Source organism: Aggregatilinea sp. (genome assembly GCF_036822615.1).
Classification (GTDB): Bacteria; Chloroflexota; Anaerolineae; order Aggregatilineales; family Aggregatilineaceae; genus Aggregatilinea.
In genome coordinates, this window is the sequence record NZ_DAISHJ010000019.1 from 47,958 (window position 1) to 67,308 (window position 19,351).

A 19,351-nucleotide genomic window follows, 5' to 3' on the forward strand; every position below is an offset into this window, starting at 1 on the left:
TCCAATCCGGGTTGGAGAGGGGCCGGGGGTGAGGTCGCGTTTGCTCTTGCTGGCCGCTCTTGCTCCTGGCTAGTCGCTAACTGCTAACGGCTCACCGCTCCCGTCAGCTTGCGCTGAAGAAGCCGCGCGGCGCGAGGCTGAGCACGTAAAAACTGCGCGGGCGGCCCTGCCAGCTCCCCTGCACGAAGTCGGTGATGATGTACCCCTCGCTCAACAGGGTCCGCAGCGCGCCGCGCACGTGATCGCGCCATGCCGCGGCCAGCTCGGGCACGTCCACGTGCAGCGCGCCGAACTCAAACGGAATTTCGAGCAGCAGCATGGTCGCCTCACCCATTGAATGCAGCGGCTCCGGCTGCGGCCACGGCTCGCCCGGCTGCGACGGGTTGATCACCGTCGCATTGCCGTCCAGGTATTGATCCAGCCCTAACTGCATACGCCGCCCGGTCAGCCGCTCCTCGACGCGGCGGTTCGTGACCCACCACTCGATCACGAGCCGGTCGGCGGCGCTCTGCGGGTGGCCATCCGTGCCGTAATAGTCGGCCACAAATTCACCCGTGATCGCGCCAAGCTGGTGCAGGCTCAGATCCGCGTACGCGGCGTTGAGCGGGTCGATCGTCCAGGTGATCAGGCGGATGCCCTGCCGCGTGGCGTAGGCGCGCTGCCCCAGCAGCAGATCGAAGGCCACGTCCTCACGCGCGTCGGGATGCACGCCCAGAAACGTCGTGACCATCTTCAGGTTCGCCATCGCGGGCCGCTTGGGATCGCTGACGTCGGTGCCCAAAAAGCTGATCGACAGCCCGACCAGATCGTCGTTGGTGTAGGCTCCCAGCACCAGTCCGCCGTTTTGCGCCAGCGCAACCAGCGCGGGCTGCGCGAACCGGATCGGCTGCGCGCCAAACGCGGGATGCTCCTGAAACGCGGCGGCGGCGTGCAGGTCGTCCGGCTGTACCAGTGTGCGAAGTTCTGCCATGATGTCCATTACCTTGTGTCTTTCGCGGTCGATGCAGTGAAGCCGACCCGCCCCGCTTACGAGCTGCCGCGCTCGATGGCGGGCAGGACGTGCTCGCCCGGTCTTTCGCGTTTTGCCGTTGATCGATGGCTGACAACCGGCCACGGAGAGCCGCTTTTATACCTGACTGAGTGAAATTCTGAAAAGGAGCGGCGAAAACAACCTCACCCCTGGCCCCTCTCCAATCGGATTGGAGAGGGGAAAAGGGGCCGGGGGTTAAGGGTGAGGTAAACCTCAACCTTCCCTATAAGCCAACCCTTTTCCATTGGCCCCTTAATACGAACGGCGCAGCATGAACCGTGCCAGTTCCGGCAGGTAGTGGCGCTGCGGCATATACGTCAGCAGCGTGTCTTCGAAGCGCACGGGCCGCACCCCGCAGTAATCGTACAGGTTCCCCAGCTTGGCCGTGCGGTTGCCCGCCAGGATATCGAACCACTGGGGCGTCATCGGCCAGCGCGGCACGACGCGGTTCACCATATTGGTCATGACGCGCAGCGTATGCGGCGGCACGGGCAGGATAATGCGGTGCGCGCCCGAAACGCGCATCACCGTGCGGACCATCTCGTGATACGAGACGTATTCCGCCCCGCCGATCTCGATCGTCTGGTCAACGAGGTCGATGCTTTGCAGGCTGTGTTCCAGCGCCGCCACGAGGTCTTTCACGTAGAGCGGATGCAGCAGGCTTTCGCCCTTACCCGGCTGGAAGAACACCACCGGGTTCGACCGCAGCAGCATGGCGATGCCGTTCACGAAGCGATCTTCCGGCCCGAAGATCAGCCCGCAGCGCAGGATCGTGTACGGGATGCCACTGTTGCGCACCAGCCCTTCGACCTGCCCCTTGACCCGCATTAGAAGATAAGCCGATGACGGCTCCGCACCCAACTGGCTCAGGAAGTAGATCCGCCCGATGCGTGCCGATCGCGCCACGGCCACCAGGTTGCGCGTGCCCTGCACGTCCACCCGTTCCAGGTCGCGGCGGCGGCCCCACCACTGCGCGCTCGCCAGGTGGAAAACCGAATGCACGCCTTGCAGCGCCTGGTGCAGGCTGTCGGTATCGGCCAGATCGCCATGCACGATCTGCACGCTGTCCGGCCAGCCCAGATGCCCCAGCCGACCCGCGCGGCGCTGCTCGGTCAGAACGCGCACCGGCCAGCCCTCCTGCGCGAGCTGCGATACCAGATAGCGGCCTACAAGGCCGGTTGCGCCCGTAATTAAGATCATATGCCGTCTTCCTCGCCTCCAGGGTTGGATTATACCATGTCGCTGCGGCATTCCAGCGGGGAGAAGTGCAACGTTTGGCCTCGCAGCGGGTTATACAGTGCGAGGTTAACGTGAAGCGCGCTGTGGCTCAACCGGAAGCCGGGCTATAATCGCGCGGCCCGCCACCATCTCTATCACCGCTTCACGTAAGTGAGCTTAGTGCTGCATCTGTGCAGCTTGACCGGAGGATAGCTCAGTGGAAATGAAACGTGTGGTTGTAACCGGGCTTGGCATTCTGTGTCCGGTCGGCAACTCACCTGACGAAGCCTGGCAAAACGCGGCGAATGGCGTCTCGGGGGCGCAGCACATCCCAGAATTCGAGGACATGGGCCTCGAAGTCACGTTTGGCGCGCCCGTCAAGAACTTCGACCCTGAAGAGTTCCTCGGACGCCGCGAAGTTCGCCGCACCGATCGCGTCACCCAGTTGGGCCTGTACGCGTGCAAGCAGGCGCTTGCTGATTCAAAGCTCGACATCTCCCAGGAAAATCTCTGGGATGTGGGCGTGCTGATGGGCACCGGCATCGGCGGCATCCAGTCGCTGATCGACGGCATCAACACCGTGAACGAAAAAGGCGTCACCAGCGTCAGCCCCCTGCTCCTGCCGATGATGCTGCCCGACAGCCCGTCCGGCAAAATCGCCATTGACCTGGGCCTGCGCGGCCCCAACATGGCGATTGCGACTGCCTGCGCCACCGGCAACAACAGCATTGGCGAGGCCTACGAAATGATCCGGCGCGGCGCAGCCGTCGCCATGCTTGCGGGCAGCACCGAAGCGGGCATGGTTCCGCTGGCGATGTCCAGCCTCAACAACATGCAGGCCATCTCGCGCCACAACAACGATCCTGAGGGCGCGTCGCGTCCCTTCTCGCTGGACCGTGACGGTTTCGTCGTGGCCGAAGGCGCGGGGACGCTGGTGCTCGAAGAACTGGAGCACGCCAAAGCGCGCGGCGCTCACATCTACTGCGAGCTGGTCGGCTACGGCTCCACCTGCGACGCCTACCACGTCACCGCCCCGCTGGAAAGTGGTGAAGGCGCGCAAGAAGCCATGCGCCGCGCCCTGTCGTCCGCCGGGCTTCAACCCGAAGACATCGACTACATCAACGCGCACGGCACCAGCACCAAGTTCAACGATTCCAGCGAGACGAAGGCGATCAAGGCCATCTTTGGCGAGCACGCCTACAACGTCCCAATCAGCTCCACCAAGTCCGTCACGGGTCACCTGATGGGCGCGGCGGGCAGCGTGGAAGCGGTGTTCAGCGTCAAGGCCATTACTGAACAGTTCATCCCGCCCACCATCAACCTGAACGAACCCGATCCCGAGTGCGATCTCAACTACGTACCCAACGTCGGCGTCAGCGCGGAGATCGACTACGTCATGAGCAATTCCTTCGGGTTTGGTGGACACAACGCCGTGTTGATCTTTAGCAAGTACAATGGGTAATGACTGATACAAGCACACGCCAACGCCGTCTCTACGCCAGCCACGTGCTGAACGGCAGTCGCCCGCGTGTCATGCGCTATGCGCACCTCGTCGGATGGGGTATGGAAGTGCCGCTCCAGGTGCTCTCCAACTCCGACCTGGAAGCGATCGTCGAAACCGACGACGAGTGGATCACGACGCGCACGGGCATCAAAGAGCGCCGGATCGCGGAGCAGCACGAGACGACGACCACACTGGCAACGCGCGCCGCGCAAAAAGCGCTGGATGTCGCGGACGTGCTGCCCAGCGAGATCGACCTGATCATCGTTGCGACGGCCACGCCGGAGTATATCTTCCCGAGCACGGCCAGTATGGTTCAGGACCTGCTGGGCGCGAGCAACGCGGGCGCGTTCGATCTCAGCGCGGCGTGTTCCGGCTTCGTCTACGGGCTTGACGTCGCCACCAGCAAGATCCGCTGCGGCTCAATCAACACCGCGCTGGTCATTGGCGCAGAGACGCTCAGCCGCGTGGTGGACTGGACCGACCGGGGCACGTGCATCCTGTTTGGGGACGGCGCGGGCGCGGTCGTGCTTCAGGGCAGCGACACACCCGGCGGCGTCCTCAGCACGGAGCTGCGCTCTGACGGCTCCGGCTGGGACATGCTCACCTTGCCGACCGTCAGCAGCCGCGACACGTACCTGCAAGATGGCAGCCACCAGATGCACCGCATCTACATGGATGGCAAGGGTGTCTACCGGTTCGCCACACGCATCATTGGCGACAGCATCAAAAACGCGCTGGAAAAAGTGGGCCTGACGCCCGATCAGATCAATCTCGTGATCCCGCATCAGGCCAACCAGCGCATCATCGACTACGCCGCCAAAGCGCTGAAGATCCCCGAAGACCGGGTGTACAGCAACGTGGCGAAATACGGCAACACCTCCGCCGCGTCGATCCCGATCGCGCTGGCCGAAGCCGCCGCAGCCGGGCGCATCCGCCCCGGCGACATCGTGGCGATGGTGGGCTTCGGCGGCGGCCTGACCTGGGCCACGGCCATCATCGAGTGGTCCGCGCTGCCGGGCCGCCCGCAGTATTCGATGACCGGTGTGCGTCGCCAGGGCGAATATGCGCTGGCCGGGCTGCGCCGCCCGATCGTGCGCTGGTGGCGGCGGGCGATGCTGCTTTCGCCGGGGTCCCTCATGGGCTACGTGCGCCGCTGGCTGATCAACTTCCGCAACCCCAACCCGGTCCCGCCGGGCAACGACGACGAGTCCAGCGGAAAATAACGCCTCGAACACCGTCTCAACACGAAACGGGGAGCCGCGACCTGCCGCTCCCCGTTTTTTGCGTCCCGCGCTTGCCATTCCGTACAAGACAGGGCCATCCCTGCCGCAGTATGATCGTCTTGTAACGGAACGACCTGCCAGGCCAGACGAAAGGACGAGAGCATGGGAACACTTGGGGCAGGCTTCAGCATGTCGCTGGACGGGTTCATTGCCGGGCCGGACGATGACACGCAGCACGTCTTCGCGTGGATGTTCCAGGGCGACCGGGACATTCAGGTGACCATCGGGGACGAAGACCTGGATCTCAAGCTCACCGAGGAAGGCGAAGGCCAGCGTGAAGGCATGGCGCAGGCGCTCGGCGCGATCCTGTCCGGGCGGCGCATGTTTGAGGTCGCGCGGGCGTGGGGCGGCAAACACCCCCTGGACGTGCCGGTCGTCGTGCTGACGCACCACCCGCCACAGGAATGGCTCGACCGGGCGAATTCCCCGTTCGTCTTCGTGACGGATGGGCTGGAAAGCGCCGTCGCCAAGGCGAAAGAGATCGCGGGCGGCAAAAACGTGGGCGTCGGCGGCGCGGACATCACGCGGCAGTGCCTCAAAGCCGGGCTACTGGACGAAATCGGCATCGACCTCGTGCCGGTGCTGTTGGGGCGCGGCGTGCGGCTGTTCGAGGATCTGGGCATCGAGCCGGTCATGCTGGAAGTCCTGGGCGTCACGCCCGACACTGGCGTCACCCACCTGCGCTACCGCGTCGTCAAACCCTAGCGGCTGTTGTGCACTTTTGGCCCCCCATCCCCTGCTGCGCGGGGACGTCGGGCGAAAAACGGGCGGAGCAAGCCCCGCCCCTACGGATCATAGGTCAATGAGTGCGTCAGCCCGCCGCACGGCATACAAAACGGGACTTCCTGCATGGGGAGTCCCGTTTGCGTGTTACGGGTCAAACGGGCGGTTTACTGCCCGCGCATGGCGTTGATACGGTTCTGCACGTCGGTAAACGCGCCTTCCGAATTCGCAATGGCGGTCCAGCCACTGTCCGAAACCTCGTCAGGAACCCAGTACCGGTCGAGCAAGCATTCCGCGATCCACTCGTCCATCGCGCGCTGCGTCTCGTTGATGCCCCAGTTCAGCACGTTCACGGCATCCTGAATATCGGGATACGCGACGGCGTTGATCGTCACCGGCGTGGTCTGCAGCGGGCTGACGGCGCAGGTCACTTCGATATAGGCCGCCAGCGTGTGCCACTTGTCCGCGATGGGCTGCCACTCGGCACGCGCGTTGTCCAGCGCTGCCTGAAGCTGATCCAGCAGCGCGGCGCGATCCGCCGTCAGCGGAACGGATGCCTGCGGTGCGTCGGCCTGCGGCGCGGTCGTCTGCGGTGCGCCGCTCACATCCGGCAGCGTATTCGCGTCGCCGCTGATCGTGACGACCCAACTTGCCAGCCAGCCGACCCGCCCGTTGTAGTCGAACCGCACCCACATCGAGCGCCCGCTGCCCCAGCGCGCGTTCAGCGCGACGGTAGACCCGGCGGGAAGCTGTCCCAGCACGGCGTCGCTGGTCGATGGGCCGGACCGTACGTTGATCCCGCCGCCGTTCGTGGCCGTCACGCCGCCGGACGCAGCCGCCGGAGCCGCGTCGGGCGTATCGCTGGCGGGCTGGCCGCTCGTCACCGGCAGCACGCCGATGTCGCCGGACCACTCCAGTAGCGTGGCCGAAACCCAGCCCACCGTGCCGTCATAGTTGACCTGAATCCACGAGCTGTTGCCGTTGCGCCCCACCGCCGGGATCGTCGTGCTGACCGGCACGCCGCCCACCTGCTCGAACGACGTCCCGGGGCCGCCGCGCAGCACGGCATCGTAAATCGTCACCACGGAGACGTCGCCCTGCGCGTGCAGCACCGGCACGACCGCCAGCGCCAGCACGATCACCAAAAACAGCGAAAAGAACTTGAAGCCTCGCATAGAATAGTTTTTCCCCCACTTCAAAACGCGCAATATCTTCATTCTATCGGTCAAACCCGGTAAGACTCGTCATAAAACGCGGTCGAACCGGATATTACAACCGGCGATTTCATATTTTTTTCAGGCCGTGTTCGCACACGGCGGCGTTCCGCCCAACTTCGCATTGCTATCTCCCCTGGCGTTCACTATAATCGCCACCGTCCAAATCTCTCAATGATGCTTAGGAAGAACCCTACCGATGAAAAAAATGACCAGCGCCGAAGTCCGCGAGGCGTTCCTTGACTTCTTTGAGGAAATGGGCCACAAGCGCGTGGCTTCGTCCTCGCTCGTACCCGGCAACGACCCCACCCTGCTGTTCACCAACGCGGGCATGGTCCAGTTCAAGGACGTGTTCCTCGGGCTGGACAAGCGCGACTATCCGCGCGCGACGACGTCGCAGAAGTGTATGCGCGTCAGCGGCAAGCACAACGACCTGGAAAACGTCGGCCCGTCGCCCCGGCATCACACCTTTTTCGAGATGCTGGGCAATTTCAGCTTTGGCGACTACTTCAAGCACGACGCGATCCGCTTCGCCTACGACCTGCTGACCCGCGTCTACGGCGTACCGGTCGAGGATCTGCTGTTCACGGTCCACACCAGCGACGACGAAGCCTACGCCATCTGGACGGAGGAAATCGGCGTGCCTGCGGAGAAGGTCTACCGCATGGGCGACAAGACCAATTTCTGGCAGATGGCCGACGTCGGGCCGTGCGGCCCCACCAGCGAGATTCACTACGACTGGGGCGCTGAAGCGTGCACCTGCGGCATCGGCGCGGAACCGCACTTCGAGCTGGATAACGGCTGCGCACGCTATCTGGAGATCTGGAATCTCGTGTTCATGCAGTTCCAGCAGTTCCCGGACGGCCACCGCGAGCCGCTGCCCAAGCCCGGCGTCGATACAGGCATGGGCCTGGAGCGCATCGTCAGCGTCGTGCAGCAGAAGCTGGCGAACTACGACACCGACCTGTTCATGCCGATCATCCGCCGCGTGCAGCAGCTTACCGGCGACACCGACGCCCAGCGCGAAGCCAACTTCGTGCCCTATCGCGTCATCGCGGACCACATGCGCGCCGCGACGTTCATGATCGCGGACGGCGTGCGTCCCGGCGCGACCGGGCGCGACTACGTGTGCCGCATGATCATCCGCCGCGCCGTGCGCTTCGGGACCAAGCTCGGCTTCGAGCAGCCGTTCCTGGCGAAAGTCGCGGACGCCGTGATCGAGACGATGGGCGAGGCGTACCCGGAAATCGTGGAGCGCCAGGAAGCCATCGAACGCACCATCACTAACGAGGAAATCCGCTTCCGCCGCGCGATGGATCGCGCCCTGTCGGAGCTTGAAACGATGCTCGGCGCGCTGGAACCCGGCGGCACGCTGCCCGGCGATCTGGCCTTCCGCCTGCACGCCGAAAAGGGCCTGCCGCTCGAAATCACGCGCGACATCGCCCAGGAACAGGGCTACAGCGTGGATGAAGAAGGCTTCCGCACGGCGCAGGCCCACCACGAAGCTGTGAGTCGCGGCGTGGGCGGCGGCGCGTTCAGCACCATCGACATGGGCGAAGCCTACAGCGCCGCTCTGGCTGCCCTGCGCGAACAGGGCTTGATCGAAAACCGCGTCAAGCAGGATCAGTACGGCCCGCTCAGCCTCGAAACGCGCCTCGTCGGCATTTTGCGCGACGGCGAACTGGTCGAGAGCGCCAGCGTGGGCGATCACGTCGAGCTGGTGCTGGACGTCACGCCCTTTTACGTCGAGGCGGGCGGCCAGGTCAGCGACACAGGCGTGATCGAGGGCCAGGGCTGGACCGTGGACATCGAAGACGTGCGCCACCCGGTCGGCGGGCTGATCGTGCACAACGGTGAGGTGGTCGAGGGACGGCCCCAGGCGGGCGAGACCTGCACGGCCACCGTGGACGTCGAACGCCGCCTGGACATCACGCGCAACCACACCGCGACCCACCTCCTGCACGCCGTGCTGCGCTCGGTGCTCGGCACGCACGTCCAGCAGCGCGGCTCGCTGGTCGCGCCGGATCGCCTGCGCTTCGACTTCAGCCACGACCAGCCGATCAGCGACGAAGAACTGGACACAATCCAGCGCCTGATCAACGAGGCAATCCTGGCGAACTACCCCGTCAGCGCCGAGTGGAAGGATCTCGACACGGCGCGCGGCGAAGGCGCGATGGCGCTCTTTGGCGAAAAGTACGGCGATCGCGTGCGCACGATCAACATCTTCACCGATCCGAAGGCCCGCGAGCGCTTCAGCTACGAGCTGTGCGGCGGCAACCACGTCACCGAGACGGGCGTGATCGGTCCGTTCGTGATCACCGCCGAGGGCAGCGTAGCCCAGGGCATCCGCCGCATCGAGGCTCTGACCGGCCACGGCGCGGAAGCGTACATCCGCCGCAGCATCGGCCTGCTGCGTGACGCCGCCGGGCAGCTTGGCTCGACGCCGGAGGCCGTGCCGGATCGCGTGCACGCCCTGCAAACCGACCTGAAGGAATCGCAGCAGGAGATCGCGCGGCTGCACCGCCGTCTGGCGAAGGTCGAGTTCGACGGCCTGTTCCAGCAGGCGACGGAGATCGGCGGCGCGGCGGTGCTCGTCGCGCGCGTCAACCCGACCACTGCCGACACCCTGCGCGAAATGACGGACTGGTTCCGCGACCGCGCCCAGAGCGGCGTGATCGTGCTGGGAACCATCGCGGACACGGGCAAACCGCAGCTTATTGCCGCCGCGACGAAAGACCTCGGCAAGCGCGTGCACGCCGGGAACATCATCCGCGAGGCGGCGAAGGTCGTCGGCGGGGGTGGCGGCGGTCGCCCCGATCTCGCGCAGGCAGGGGGCCGCGATCCCGAAAAGCTCGACGAGGCCCTGCACCACGCCTGGACCCTGGTCGAGCAGGCCCTGGCCTGATCCCGCCTCCAGACGCGATTTTCGTAGGGGCGATGCTTGCATCGCCCGTGCACATCACCACATGCATCCCCGTGGGTGCAATTCATGGGCCGGGGTCCCCGCCAAACATGGTTTGGTGGGGCGGCAATTGCCCCTACCGCATATCCCGAAGCATCCCGTAGGGGCGTATTGCAATACGCCCCTACATTTATTTCCACGCCCTGTTCGCGTCAAAACGGGCGGAGCAAGCTCCGCCCCTACGATCCCAACCGATGTTGCCTGTCTCCCCTTTCCAACCCAGATTGGGGGTGAGGTCGCGGTTGCCGTTTCGCCCCCGCCTCCACACAAAAAAGAGGCGGATGCGCTCTGCACCCGCCTCTTGCATCTAGCTCTTGCTCCTGGCTAACCGCTAACGGCTAACCGCTGCTCCTAGTAATGCAGCGCCTTCGTATCGGCCAGCACGCGCTTGCGGAACACCCAATACGTCCAGCCCTGGTAGACCAGCACCACCGGCACGAAGATCAGCGCCACGATGCTCATCACCTTCAGCGTGTAGTCCGACGACGACGCGCTGTCCACCGTCAGGCTGAACGCCGAGTTCGTGCTGGACACCATCACGTTCGGATACAGGAACCAGAAGTACGTCACCAGCGCCAGCACCATCGTCAGCGCCATCATGCCGAACGCCCACACGAAGTCGCGGTTCCATACGAAGTAGCCCACGGCCAGCAGCGACGCCGCCGTAGCCACCGGGATCACGCCCGGATTCACGCCCACTTCGGTGAACAGGTCGAGTTGCGCGTAGTTCGCCACGGCCAGCAGCGCGCAGATCGCGATCACGGGCATAACCATCTTGCGCGCCCAGTCCTGCGCCCGCGTCTCGACCGCGCCCTCGGTCCGCATGGTGATGAAGATCGCACCGTGCAGGATGAACACCGCCAGCCCCGCCAGCCCGGTGATGATCGTGTACGGGCTGAGCAGGTCGAAGAAGTTGCCGGTGAAGTTCATGTTGCCGTCGATCGGCGTGCCGCGAATGATGTTGCCGAACGCCACGCCCCACAGCAGCGCCGGAATCACGCTCCCGGCGAAGATCGCCCAGTCCCAACGGGCGCGCCACTGCGGATCGTCGCGCTTGCTGCGGAACTCGAACGCCACGCCACGCAGGATCAGCGCCAGCAGGATCAGCGCCAACGCGAGGTAAAAGCCGCTGAACAGCGTCGCGTACCAGTGCGGGAAGGCGGCGAACATCGCGCCCCCGGCGGTGATCATCCACACTTCGTTGGCGTCCCAGAACGGGCCGATCGTGCCGATGATCTGGCGGCGCTCGGTGTCGGTTTTGCCCAGGAACGGCAGCAGGATGCCCACGCCGTAGTCGAAACCTTCCAAGAAGAAGAAGCCGGTAAACAGCACGCCGATCAGAATGAACCAGAGATCAGAAAGTGACATCGTAAAGGCCCCCTCGCCCTACGCCGCGACCATAACCGGCTCGGCCACATCACCCGCTTCGTCGGGGTCCGGGCCTTGCTTGGCGAACTTCGCCAACAGGTACACATCGACCACGATCAGCGAGATGTACACCACGCTGAACCCGACCAGCGTCAGCGCCACCATACCCGCCGTCACGTTCGGTGACACGGCGTCTTCGGTGCGCTGCAGGCCGAACACGATCCACGGCTGGCGACCGACCTCGGTCATCACCCAGCCGAACGTATTGGCGATGTACGGCAGCCCGATGGCAAACGGCATCGCGCGCAGCAGCCATTTCGCCACGTTGCCCTGTTTGCGGGCGGCAAAATACAGGCTCAGCGCGGCCAGCCCCAGCATCAGGAAGCCGGATCCCACCATCGCGCGGAAGCTCCAATATGTCAGCGCCACGGGCGGGATATAGTTTTCGCCCTCGCCATATTTCTCTTCGTATTCGGCCTGAAGGTCGTGAATACCCTTCACTTCGCCGTCGAACTTGTTATAGGCCAAAAAGCTGAGCGCCCCCGGAATCCGAATCGAGAACACTTCTTTGCGCTGCTCCCAGTCCCCGATCGTGAACAGCGACAGGCCCGCCGGATCTTCGCTCTCGAACAGCCCTTCCGCCGCGGCCATCTTCATCGGCTGCGTCTCGACCATGTGCTGCGCCTGGCTGTGGCCGACCATGATCACCAGCACGATGCCGATGATGCCGTACACGGCGGCGATCCCGAACGACTGCTTGAAGAACCCCAACTGTTCCGCGTCGCCGCGCTTGCGCAGCAGATGCCACGCGCTGACGCCCAGCACGAAGAATGCCCCGGTCGTGATGCCCGACGTGAAGACGTGCGGAAACTGGACCAGCACGTTCGGGTTGGTGATGAGCGCGAAGAAGTCGGTCATTTCGACGCGGTTCGCGGCTTCGTTAAGCGTATAGCCCACCGGCTGCTGCATGAACGAGTTGGCGACCAGAATCCAGAACGCGGAGATATTCGCGCCGATCGCCACCGCCCAGATCGACGCCGTGTGAATGCGCCGGGGCAGCTTGTCCCAGCCGAAGATCCACACGCCCAGGAAGGTCGATTCGAGGAAGAACGCCAGCAGCGCCTCGATCGCCAGCGGTGCGCCGAAGATGTCGCCCATGAAGCGCGAATATTCGGACCAGTTCATGCCGAACTGGAATTCCAGCACGATGCCAGTCACCACGCCCAAGGCAAAGTTAATCAGGAACAGCTTGCCCCAGAACTTTGCCATGCGCTTGTAAACCGGCTTGTTGGTGTTGTGCCAGAAGGTTTGTGTGATGGCGACGAAGATGGAAAGTCCCAACGTGAGTGGCACAAAAAAGAAATGATAAACGGTGGTCAGTGCGAACTGCCACCTCGCAAGATCCAACGCTTCCATGAAATGTTTATTCCTCCTGTGGAGAGCAGGCGAAGAAATGTGGTACGCGCAGATGTAATTTTCAGTTTAGCGTGAACCCTATCTATTTTTCATGTGACAAAAGCCACAAAGACCGCTCACACTTGACACTAGACAAAGCGATAAAATTGGCTTCGATAATAACCAATTCCTTACTTATTCAGAAAATTTGTGAATTAAATCCCATCCATCTCGTGCCTGGGTTCGTGTACAATGAAAATCAAGCATCGACCGTTTTATGCAAAGGGAGTCCGTCATGCAGCTTGACACCCTCATCAACGGCCTGAACCATCCCGAGCCGTCCGTGCGACTGGACGTCGTGCGCGTGCTGGGCATGGTCGAGGAAACGCGCGTGCTCGACGCCCTGCGCCAACGCTATGCGGCGGAAACCGACCCCGCCGTGCGCGAGGCGATTCAGTGGGCGGGGCAGCGGCTCTACAGCGCGCAGCAAGCGGGTTATTCCGTGGTCGATGCGCTGTTCGATTACTTCAACATCACGCGCGAAATCGAAAATATGCCCGACGAGCACGAAGCCGAAATGCTGCGCAAGATGGAGAATATGTTCGACCAGGATCTCCATCGCATGCAGGAACAGGCCACCCGCCGCCGTGCGGGTACGGCGCTCGCCGCCGGGCTGGGCGGCATGATGGCGGGCGGATCGATGGTCGGCATGGGCATGATGTCCGCCGCGCTGAAGCCGGGCGCAGACATCGCCGGATCGAACATGGGCGCGGGTAGATCGGGCAGCGTCCAGCGCACACCGCCGACGGCTCCCGCCACCACCGATATCGCCGTGCGCATCCGGCGGCTGCGCGAAGACACCACACCCGCCAACCGGATCGCCGCCGCGACCGAGCTGGCGCAGATCAATAATCCCCAGGCCCTGCCCGCCCTGGCCTCCGTGTTCCTGCTCGATCCCGTGCCCCAGGTGCGGCAGGCCGCCGAGCGCTTCGGCAAGATCCTCTACTGGAGCATGCTCTACTGGGCGATGGAGCAAAGCGGCGCGATTGCGGCAGAGATGAAACAGCGCCGCGCTGCGCTCGGCAGTGCCCAGGATACGCCCGGCGCATCTGCCCCTTCCTCCACCACGCCGGAAGACGCCGCCGAAATTCTGCGGCGCGCGCAGGAAAACCGCGCCAAACGCAAAAAGTCGTGAGCCGCATTGACGCCCCGCCGCGCCGACGCTAGACTTCAGGCTGTAAATGGACCTATCGAAAAGCTTAAGGACGCGACGATGCGAGCAGTGGAATGGATTGACGACCGTTTGCGAATGATCGACCAGCGCCAGATCCCCTTCGCGCTGGAGACCGTCAATTACGAGGATTACGTGGAAGTCGCTCGCGCGATCACGGATATGGTCGTGCGCGGCGCGCCCGCGATCGGCGTCTCGGCGGCCTACGGCATGGCGCTCGCCACACGCCAGAGCGCCGCGACGGACGTCCCCGCCCTGCTGGCCGATCTCGACACGGCGGCGGGCGTCATGAAGGCGGCACGCCCCACGGCGGTCAATCTCGCCTGGGCCGTCGATCACGTCATGGACGTGGCGCGCAGTGCGGCGTTCACCACGCCGGATGAGATCCGCGCGGCGCTCCTGGACGAAGCGCACCGCATGGCCGAAGACGACGTGCGCACCAACAAGCAGATCGGGGAATACGGCGCGGTGCTGATCAAAGACGGCGATACGATCCTGCACCACTGCAATACCGGCTTCCTCGCCACCGTCGATTACGGCACGGCGCTGGGCATCATCCGCACCGCGCACGAGCAGGGTAAGCACATTCACGTGCTGCTGGACGAAACGCGCCCGCGCCTGCAAGGGGCACGGCTCAGCGCGTGGGAATGCGAGCAGCTCGGCATCCCCTACGACATCATTCCCGACACGGCGGCGGGCTTCTACATGCGGCGCGGCGAGGTCAACGTCGTGATGTTCGGCGCGGATCGCGTCGCGGCCAACGGCGACGTGGTGAACAAGATCGGCTCCTACCAGATCGCCGTGCTCGGCCACGAAAACGGCATTCCGGTCTATTCCGCCATGCCGATCTCGACCGTCGATCTGACCATGCCCGACGGCGACGCGATCCCGATCGAGGAGCGCGACCCCGGCGAGGTCCGAGCGCCCTACGGCTGCGACATCGTCCCGGCGCACTTCCACGCGCGCAACCCCGCCTTCGACATCACGCCGCACCGCTATTTGAGCGGCATCGTGACGGAGTGCGGCATCGTGCTGCCGCCCTTCACCGAGAATCTGCGCAAGACCGTGGAGAGCAAAACGTAGGCGCATGACACCCATCCGCCCACCATCCAAAGGCTGAGCGCGCGTCCGCCGGAGGGCGGACGACGGGCATTCGAGATGCCTCTATACTACGATCAGACCACCAGTAGTGGATCGACTATGGAGGTATCTGTGAGTAAACGGACAGTCATCGGAATCACCCTACTCATGCTGCTGGCGCTGGCGCTCAGTGCGTGCGGCGTATTCGACCTTTACGTGTCGCAGGGCGACTCGTCGGGCAGCGCCGAAGTGCCCGCCGTCTGCGAGCCGGAGCCGGGCGCGCTGACGTTCCAGGGCATCGGCGTCTGCTTCTCCTACCCGGAAGGCTACACCGTCGAGATGCCGGTCGACAATGAGGTCATGGTGCGCGGCCCAGTTCCCCAGGCGGGCACGCAGCCGATCGCATTCGTCATCGTGAGCGATGCCGAGGGGCGCACCGCGCAGGACGTGGCGGATGCGCGCATAACCGAGGCGCAGGTCGCCATCCCCGGCTTCGAAGCCGACACGGAAGCGGTCGAGCTGGGCGGCTACCCGGCAGTCGCGGTCTACAATCTGCCCGGCCAGGACGTCAACTGGACGGTCTTCGCGGTGGTCAGCAATACGTTGGTCGAAGTGATGGTCGTCCCGATGGACCCGACCTACACGGAGCCGTACGGTCAGGCCGTCGCGCTCTACACCCTGCTCCTCGACAGCTTCGACATCGTGCCGCAGGGGTAGATCGCCGCATATGGGGCAGTTCTCGCACTGCCCCTTTTTATGCGTCTACTTAGGAATTTCGATCTTTGCTTCGTAGCCATGCTTTTGGAGCAGGAAAAGCAGCTCATTTCCGTCAATGAGCTGAAGGGGTTTGTCCTTCGCAAAATTACGCGACTCAGGTCCGTAGCCGCTGGTTGTCACCAAAATCCCTTTTGTTGCGCCTTCATTCATGACCGAGCCATACAGATCACGCACAGCAGAAACCTCAACAGTATTCCGGTAGCGCTTAGCCTGAATGATCACCTTGCCGCCGAGAATCGGATCGGTGTTAAAAGCCACCACGTCCACACCGCCATCGCGTGACGCACGGGTCGTACTGGATTCAAGCCCCATCTGAGCGAAGAGATTGCAAATCAGGTGCTCAAATTCGAACGGGTCGATTTCCAGCAAATTAGTTCGGCTGTCCAATCCAGAAAGTACATCAACCTCGGCAATGAAACGCGGATCAGTGGTGACAATATTGGCGATTGGTTTGACCGGAACAAGTTCTTTGGAAGACGGACTGGTCAACGCCTTAAGATGCTTGAGGCATGCTCTTTTATCAACACGCGCCAAATCCAGTTTTTCAAATTCATCACGGCTCACCTGGACGCTCACCAAACAAGGTCGAATACTTTGCCCGGTAGCCTTATCGACAGCGTTCACTACCCCATTGAACAAAATCGAAGTTATCAGGTGAGAAGTATCCGCAAGAATCAATTGGTGCATAACGCGAAGAGGGATGGCCGCAATCATATCCTCATACAGCGCGCCCATACGGCGCTCATCGGTTGCGGTAAACTTCAGTTCTTCAATTTCGTCTCTCGACTTCACATACTTGAATCCCTTTGACTTGGGAATCACACTTTCATAGGTCGGGAGTTCAAATTCGACCTTCAATTCCCCAGTTGAGGGAGTATAGCGAATCGTATTTACGCCACAGTTAAATCCAAGCGGATAAGGCACAGCGCGCAAGGCTTCCGCGAAATACTTTTCAACCATCTCGGCATCTTTTGCCTGTAGGCGTGCCTGAAATGCGTTGATTGCCTGTTGCCGCGTCTCTATTACAAGATTCCTTTGGCGCACACCCTCGTTGTACATCTGCCGATGCAGCTCATAATCATCAACTAACGCTTGATAGCGCTGCTGCACAGACAGGGCAATATTTCGCCGTTTTGCCTTTCCAACTCCTAATGTACGCTCAAGAAAACCTGCTGGCGGAACTTCAGCTTCGAACATTTCCTTTTTCGGTGGCGGAGGGGGCACCATAGGCATGGCTGGAATACTGGGCAAACCAAGTACCCGCACAACAACACTGTTTAAGTCAAGGGTCGCATTGAGCGCTGTCTCCAACACCGTCTGCAAAGCAGAATTTCGACTTTCAATGGTGCTATTCTTCTGATCGACGAGATCCTGCCGCGTTTGGCGGTACTGGTCCGCCCGTTCTTTTTCGAGCGCCTTACGAATGCGCTCCATTTCACGTTGGGTAGCCATATCGCTATTCCAAATCTAACCGTATGGTGTTAGCTAAGCATGTGTGGTTCGTATACAGATCTACTCCATATTAAGCTGAAGCACGAACAAAAATCAATGTAAAGCAACAAAATTCATAATTTTTTCCTACTCCCCCACCGCCGCGCACGCACCCGGCAGCGTGGCGATCTGCTGCACCTGCACCTGCGCCAGCACGAGTTGATCGGGGTCCACGACCAGCGTCGTCGGCGCGAAGTCGAGCGGCAGGCTCGTGCGCTGCGTGCCGGGCGCAACGTCCAGCGATGCGTCTGACGAATGGGTATCGTCCCCAAAGCGCAGCGGCAGCGCGAAGCGGTAATCCGTCTCCGCGGCGGGGCACAGCAGCACGTCCGCGCCCGCATCCGTCGCGGACCAGTACAGAGTCAGGTCAGGGATGCCGCCGTACAGCAGCCACGGCGTGAAAAACGCGTCGAGATCCTGCCCGCTGACCTCCTCCGCCAGCCGCCAGAGGTCCAGCGTGGAAATCGGGCGATCGCTGAACGTGGTCACCAGCGTCCGCAGCAGCTTAAAAAATGCCTCGTCCCCGATCTCCTGCCGCAGCATGTGGAACACCCACGCGCCCTTGTCATAGCTCGCTACGCCGAGCAGATCCCCCGGCGCGGGCGCGATCAGCGAGGACGTGCGGCGGTCGGTCAGCAGCGTCTGCTCGGAGGTCGAGCGCGCCGCGATGGCCGCACGTTCGCCGTAGCGCTGCGCCTGCGCCAGCCACTCGACATACGTCGCCAACCCCTCCTTCAGCCACATATCCGACCAGCTCGCCAGCGGGACCACGTTCCCGATCCACTGGTGCGCCATCTCGTGCACCATGATCACGTACACGCCTTCCTCGGTGCTGTCCATCACGCCGTCCGGCAGCGTCGTCAGCGACTGCGTTTCGATGGCGACGCCCTGGTGCGGCACGACGATGTGCCCGTAGCCGTCGAACGGGTATGGCCCAAAGAAGCCGCGCAGCATCACCAGCGCGTCGTCCGAATAGCTGAACACCGTCCGCGCAGTCGCTTCCTGCCCCGGATAAACGTAGTGCTTCACCGAGATGCCGTCCGGCGTTTTGTCCGCCACGACCGTATATTCGCCCACCGCGACCTCGGCCAGATAACTCGCCATCGGGTACGGCATCTGCCAGTGATAGGTGCGCGTACCGTCGCCGTTATCGGTCGTGTCGAGCAGCGTCCCGTTGGCGATGGCCTGATCCGGCATCGCCGTGCGCAGGTAAAAATCGTACGTGGCGCGGTCGCGCGGGTGATCGTTGCAGGGGAACCACGTATGCGCCGCGTCCGGCTCATTGTACGTGAACAGCCGCCCGTCGCGGTGCAGCATGCCCACGTCGAAATACGGGATGTACGCGCTGTGATACGGCTGCGGCGCGGCCTGATAGGTGATCGCCGCGTCGAACTCGCTGCCATAGGCCAGCGGCGCGTGAAGCTGGATCACCAGCTTTTGCTCCTTCGCCACGAACGGCACGCTCGCCCCGCCGATCTGCACGTCCTGAATGTCCAATCCATACGCATCCAGGTTGAAGCTCGCCAGTTGGTCGTACACCGCGCGGATGTGCAGCGTCGCCACCCCCGCGATCGTGCCCGCGTCCGGGTCCAGGTCCAGCTTGAGCGTGACGTGCAGCACGTCGATGCCCGCGTTGCCCAGCGTCGGAATCAGCGAATCGCCAATGGTCGGCGGGGCGTCCACGGGCGCGGCCACCGCGTCGACCAGCACCCCGGCCAGCCGCTGGCTGCCGATCTGGTCGTTGGCAGCGTACAGCGCGTGAATCCACGCCGCCGCCGGGGTGATCCACGTCTCGCCCGCGTCGCCGCGCCACGTCAGCCCGATCAGGTCGCCGCTTTCCGCCGCGAAAACCGGACTGCCCGCCGGAGCCGTCACTTCTGCCGCGACCAGCGACTCGACGCGCCACGGCCCCGGCATGGCGGGCGTATCCGTCGCGGGCAGCAGTACCGGATCGCCGCTGCGCAGCGCCGCCGCGAGACCGTCCACCGCATCCAGCGACGCGATCCGCACCGGGAAGTCCGCCCCGGTCGAGACCATCGTCAGCCGCGCGGCGGGCACACCCAGCTTCTCGACCG

At 63.2% G+C, this 19,351-nt stretch carries 14 protein-coding genes; 7 read left to right on the forward strand and 7 right to left on the reverse strand.

Going from position 1 to position 19,351, the window contains the following annotated elements; genetic code table 11:
• Positions 1-103 precede the first annotated feature (103 nt).
• Together V7116_RS08590 and V7116_RS08595 are read right to left on the reverse strand one after the other, a co-directional pair.
• Positions 104-970, reverse strand: a complete 867-nt coding sequence (locus tag V7116_RS08590; RefSeq protein WP_324391493.1) for a hypothetical protein — start codon at positions 968-970, stop codon at positions 104-106.
• A gap of 312 nt (positions 971-1,282) precedes the next feature.
• Positions 1,283-2,230, reverse strand: coding sequence for an SDR family oxidoreductase (locus V7116_RS08595; protein WP_324391494.1), 948 nt, complete (start codon positions 2,228-2,230; stop codon positions 1,283-1,285).
• Between the two features lie 235 nt (positions 2,231-2,465).
• Between V7116_RS08595 and fabF the strand changes: the two genes are divergently transcribed.
• The 3 genes from fabF (at position 2,466) to V7116_RS08610 (ending at position 5,740) form a co-directional block, all read left to right on the forward strand.
• On the forward strand, positions 2,466-3,710 hold the full coding sequence (gene fabF / locus V7116_RS08600; RefSeq protein WP_349258480.1) for a beta-ketoacyl-ACP synthase II: 1,245 nt from the start codon (positions 2,466-2,468) through the stop codon (positions 3,708-3,710).
• The gene (locus V7116_RS08605; RefSeq protein ID WP_324391495.1) at positions 3,710-4,975 is read left to right on the forward strand and encodes a beta-ketoacyl-ACP synthase III; all 1,266 of its coding nucleotides are present in this window, start codon (positions 3,710-3,712) and stop codon (positions 4,973-4,975) included. The genes fabF and V7116_RS08605 overlap by 1 nt, the downstream gene beginning before the upstream one ends.
• A gap of 162 nt (positions 4,976-5,137) precedes the next feature.
• Positions 5,138-5,740 (forward strand): dihydrofolate reductase family protein, encoded by a 603-nt coding sequence (locus V7116_RS08610; protein ID WP_324391496.1) that lies wholly within the window; start codon positions 5,138-5,140, stop codon positions 5,738-5,740.
• A 185-nt stretch (positions 5,741-5,925) separates the two neighbouring features.
• Here V7116_RS08610 and V7116_RS08615 read toward each other — a convergent pair whose 3' ends face one another.
• Positions 5,926-6,933 (reverse strand): SH3 domain-containing protein, encoded by a 1,008-nt coding sequence (locus tag V7116_RS08615; protein WP_324391497.1) that lies wholly within the window; start codon positions 6,931-6,933, stop codon positions 5,926-5,928.
• Between the two features lie 238 nt (positions 6,934-7,171).
• On the opposite strand from V7116_RS08615, the gene alaS reads away from it, so the two are divergent.
• Positions 7,172-9,877 carry an alanine--tRNA ligase gene (gene alaS, locus V7116_RS08620; protein WP_324391498.1) on the forward strand — a complete coding sequence of 902 codons (2,706 nt, stop codon included), beginning with the start codon at positions 7,172-7,174 and terminating at the stop codon, positions 9,875-9,877.
• A gap of 408 nt (positions 9,878-10,285) precedes the next feature.
• Here alaS and cydB read toward each other — a convergent pair whose 3' ends face one another.
• Both cydB and V7116_RS08630 read right to left on the reverse strand, forming a co-directional pair.
• Positions 10,286-11,302 carry a cytochrome d ubiquinol oxidase subunit II gene (cydB, locus tag V7116_RS08625; RefSeq protein ID WP_324391499.1) on the reverse strand — a complete coding sequence of 339 codons (1,017 nt, stop codon included), beginning with the start codon at positions 11,300-11,302 and terminating at the stop codon, positions 10,286-10,288.
• Positions 11,303-11,320: 18 nt separating this feature from the next.
• The gene (locus V7116_RS08630; protein ID WP_324391500.1) at positions 11,321-12,718 is read right to left on the reverse strand and encodes a cytochrome ubiquinol oxidase subunit I; all 1,398 of its coding nucleotides are present in this window, start codon (positions 12,716-12,718) and stop codon (positions 11,321-11,323) included.
• Positions 12,719-12,992: 274 nt separating this feature from the next.
• Between V7116_RS08630 and V7116_RS08635 the strand changes: the two genes are divergently transcribed.
• The 3 genes from V7116_RS08635 to V7116_RS08645 all read left to right on the forward strand — a co-directional run bounded on the left by V7116_RS08635 (position 12,993) and on the right by V7116_RS08645 (position 15,725).
• The gene (locus tag V7116_RS08635) at positions 12,993-13,892 is read left to right on the forward strand and encodes a HEAT repeat domain-containing protein (RefSeq protein ID WP_324391501.1); all 900 of its coding nucleotides are present in this window, start codon (positions 12,993-12,995) and stop codon (positions 13,890-13,892) included.
• Positions 13,893-13,970: 78 nt separating this feature from the next.
• Positions 13,971-15,011 (forward strand): S-methyl-5-thioribose-1-phosphate isomerase, encoded by a 1,041-nt coding sequence (mtnA, locus tag V7116_RS08640; RefSeq protein WP_324391502.1) that lies wholly within the window; start codon positions 13,971-13,973, stop codon positions 15,009-15,011.
• A gap of 129 nt (positions 15,012-15,140) precedes the next feature.
• The gene (locus V7116_RS08645; protein ID WP_324391503.1) at positions 15,141-15,725 is read left to right on the forward strand and encodes a hypothetical protein; all 585 of its coding nucleotides are present in this window, start codon (positions 15,141-15,143) and stop codon (positions 15,723-15,725) included.
• A gap of 45 nt (positions 15,726-15,770) precedes the next feature.
• Here the strand turns inward: V7116_RS08645 and V7116_RS08650 are convergent, their stop codons facing one another.
• Together V7116_RS08650 and V7116_RS08655 are read right to left on the reverse strand one after the other, a co-directional pair.
• Positions 15,771-17,237 carry a restriction endonuclease gene (locus V7116_RS08650; protein WP_324391504.1) on the reverse strand — a complete coding sequence of 489 codons (1,467 nt, stop codon included), beginning with the start codon at positions 17,235-17,237 and terminating at the stop codon, positions 15,771-15,773.
• A gap of 126 nt (positions 17,238-17,363) precedes the next feature.
• Positions 17,364-19,351: M1 family metallopeptidase (locus V7116_RS08655; protein WP_324391505.1), on the reverse strand; the 1,988-nt coding region annotated here is incomplete at its 5' end.

Excerpts from the sequence above, each read along its gene's own strand:
- V7116_RS08590 (WP_324391493.1), bottom strand. The coding sequence starts at position 970 with ATGGCAGAACTTCGCACACTGGTACAGCCGGACGACCTGCACGCCGCC.
- V7116_RS08595 (WP_324391494.1), bottom strand. The coding sequence starts at position 2,230 with ATGATCTTAATTACGGGCGCAACCGGCCTTGTAGGCCGCTATCTGGTA.
- V7116_RS08605 (WP_324391495.1), top strand. The coding sequence starts at position 3,710 with ATGACTGATACAAGCACACGCCAACGCCGTCTCTACGCCAGCCACGTG.
- V7116_RS08610 (WP_324391496.1), top strand. The coding sequence starts at position 5,138 with ATGGGAACACTTGGGGCAGGCTTCAGCATGTCGCTGGACGGGTTCATT.
- V7116_RS08615 (WP_324391497.1), bottom strand. The coding sequence starts at position 6,933 with ATGCGAGGCTTCAAGTTCTTTTCGCTGTTTTTGGTGATCGTGCTGGCG.
- alaS (WP_324391498.1), top strand. The coding sequence starts at position 7,172 with ATGAAAAAAATGACCAGCGCCGAAGTCCGCGAGGCGTTCCTTGACTTC.
- cydB (WP_324391499.1), bottom strand. The coding sequence starts at position 11,302 with ATGTCACTTTCTGATCTCTGGTTCATTCTGATCGGCGTGCTGTTTACC.
- V7116_RS08630 (WP_324391500.1), bottom strand. The coding sequence starts at position 12,718 with ATGGAAGCGTTGGATCTTGCGAGGTGGCAGTTCGCACTGACCACCGTT.
- V7116_RS08635 (WP_324391501.1), top strand. The coding sequence starts at position 12,993 with ATGCAGCTTGACACCCTCATCAACGGCCTGAACCATCCCGAGCCGTCC.
- mtnA (WP_324391502.1), top strand. The coding sequence starts at position 13,971 with ATGCGAGCAGTGGAATGGATTGACGACCGTTTGCGAATGATCGACCAG.
- V7116_RS08650 (WP_324391504.1), bottom strand. The coding sequence starts at position 17,237 with ATGGCTACCCAACGTGAAATGGAGCGCATTCGTAAGGCGCTCGAAAAA.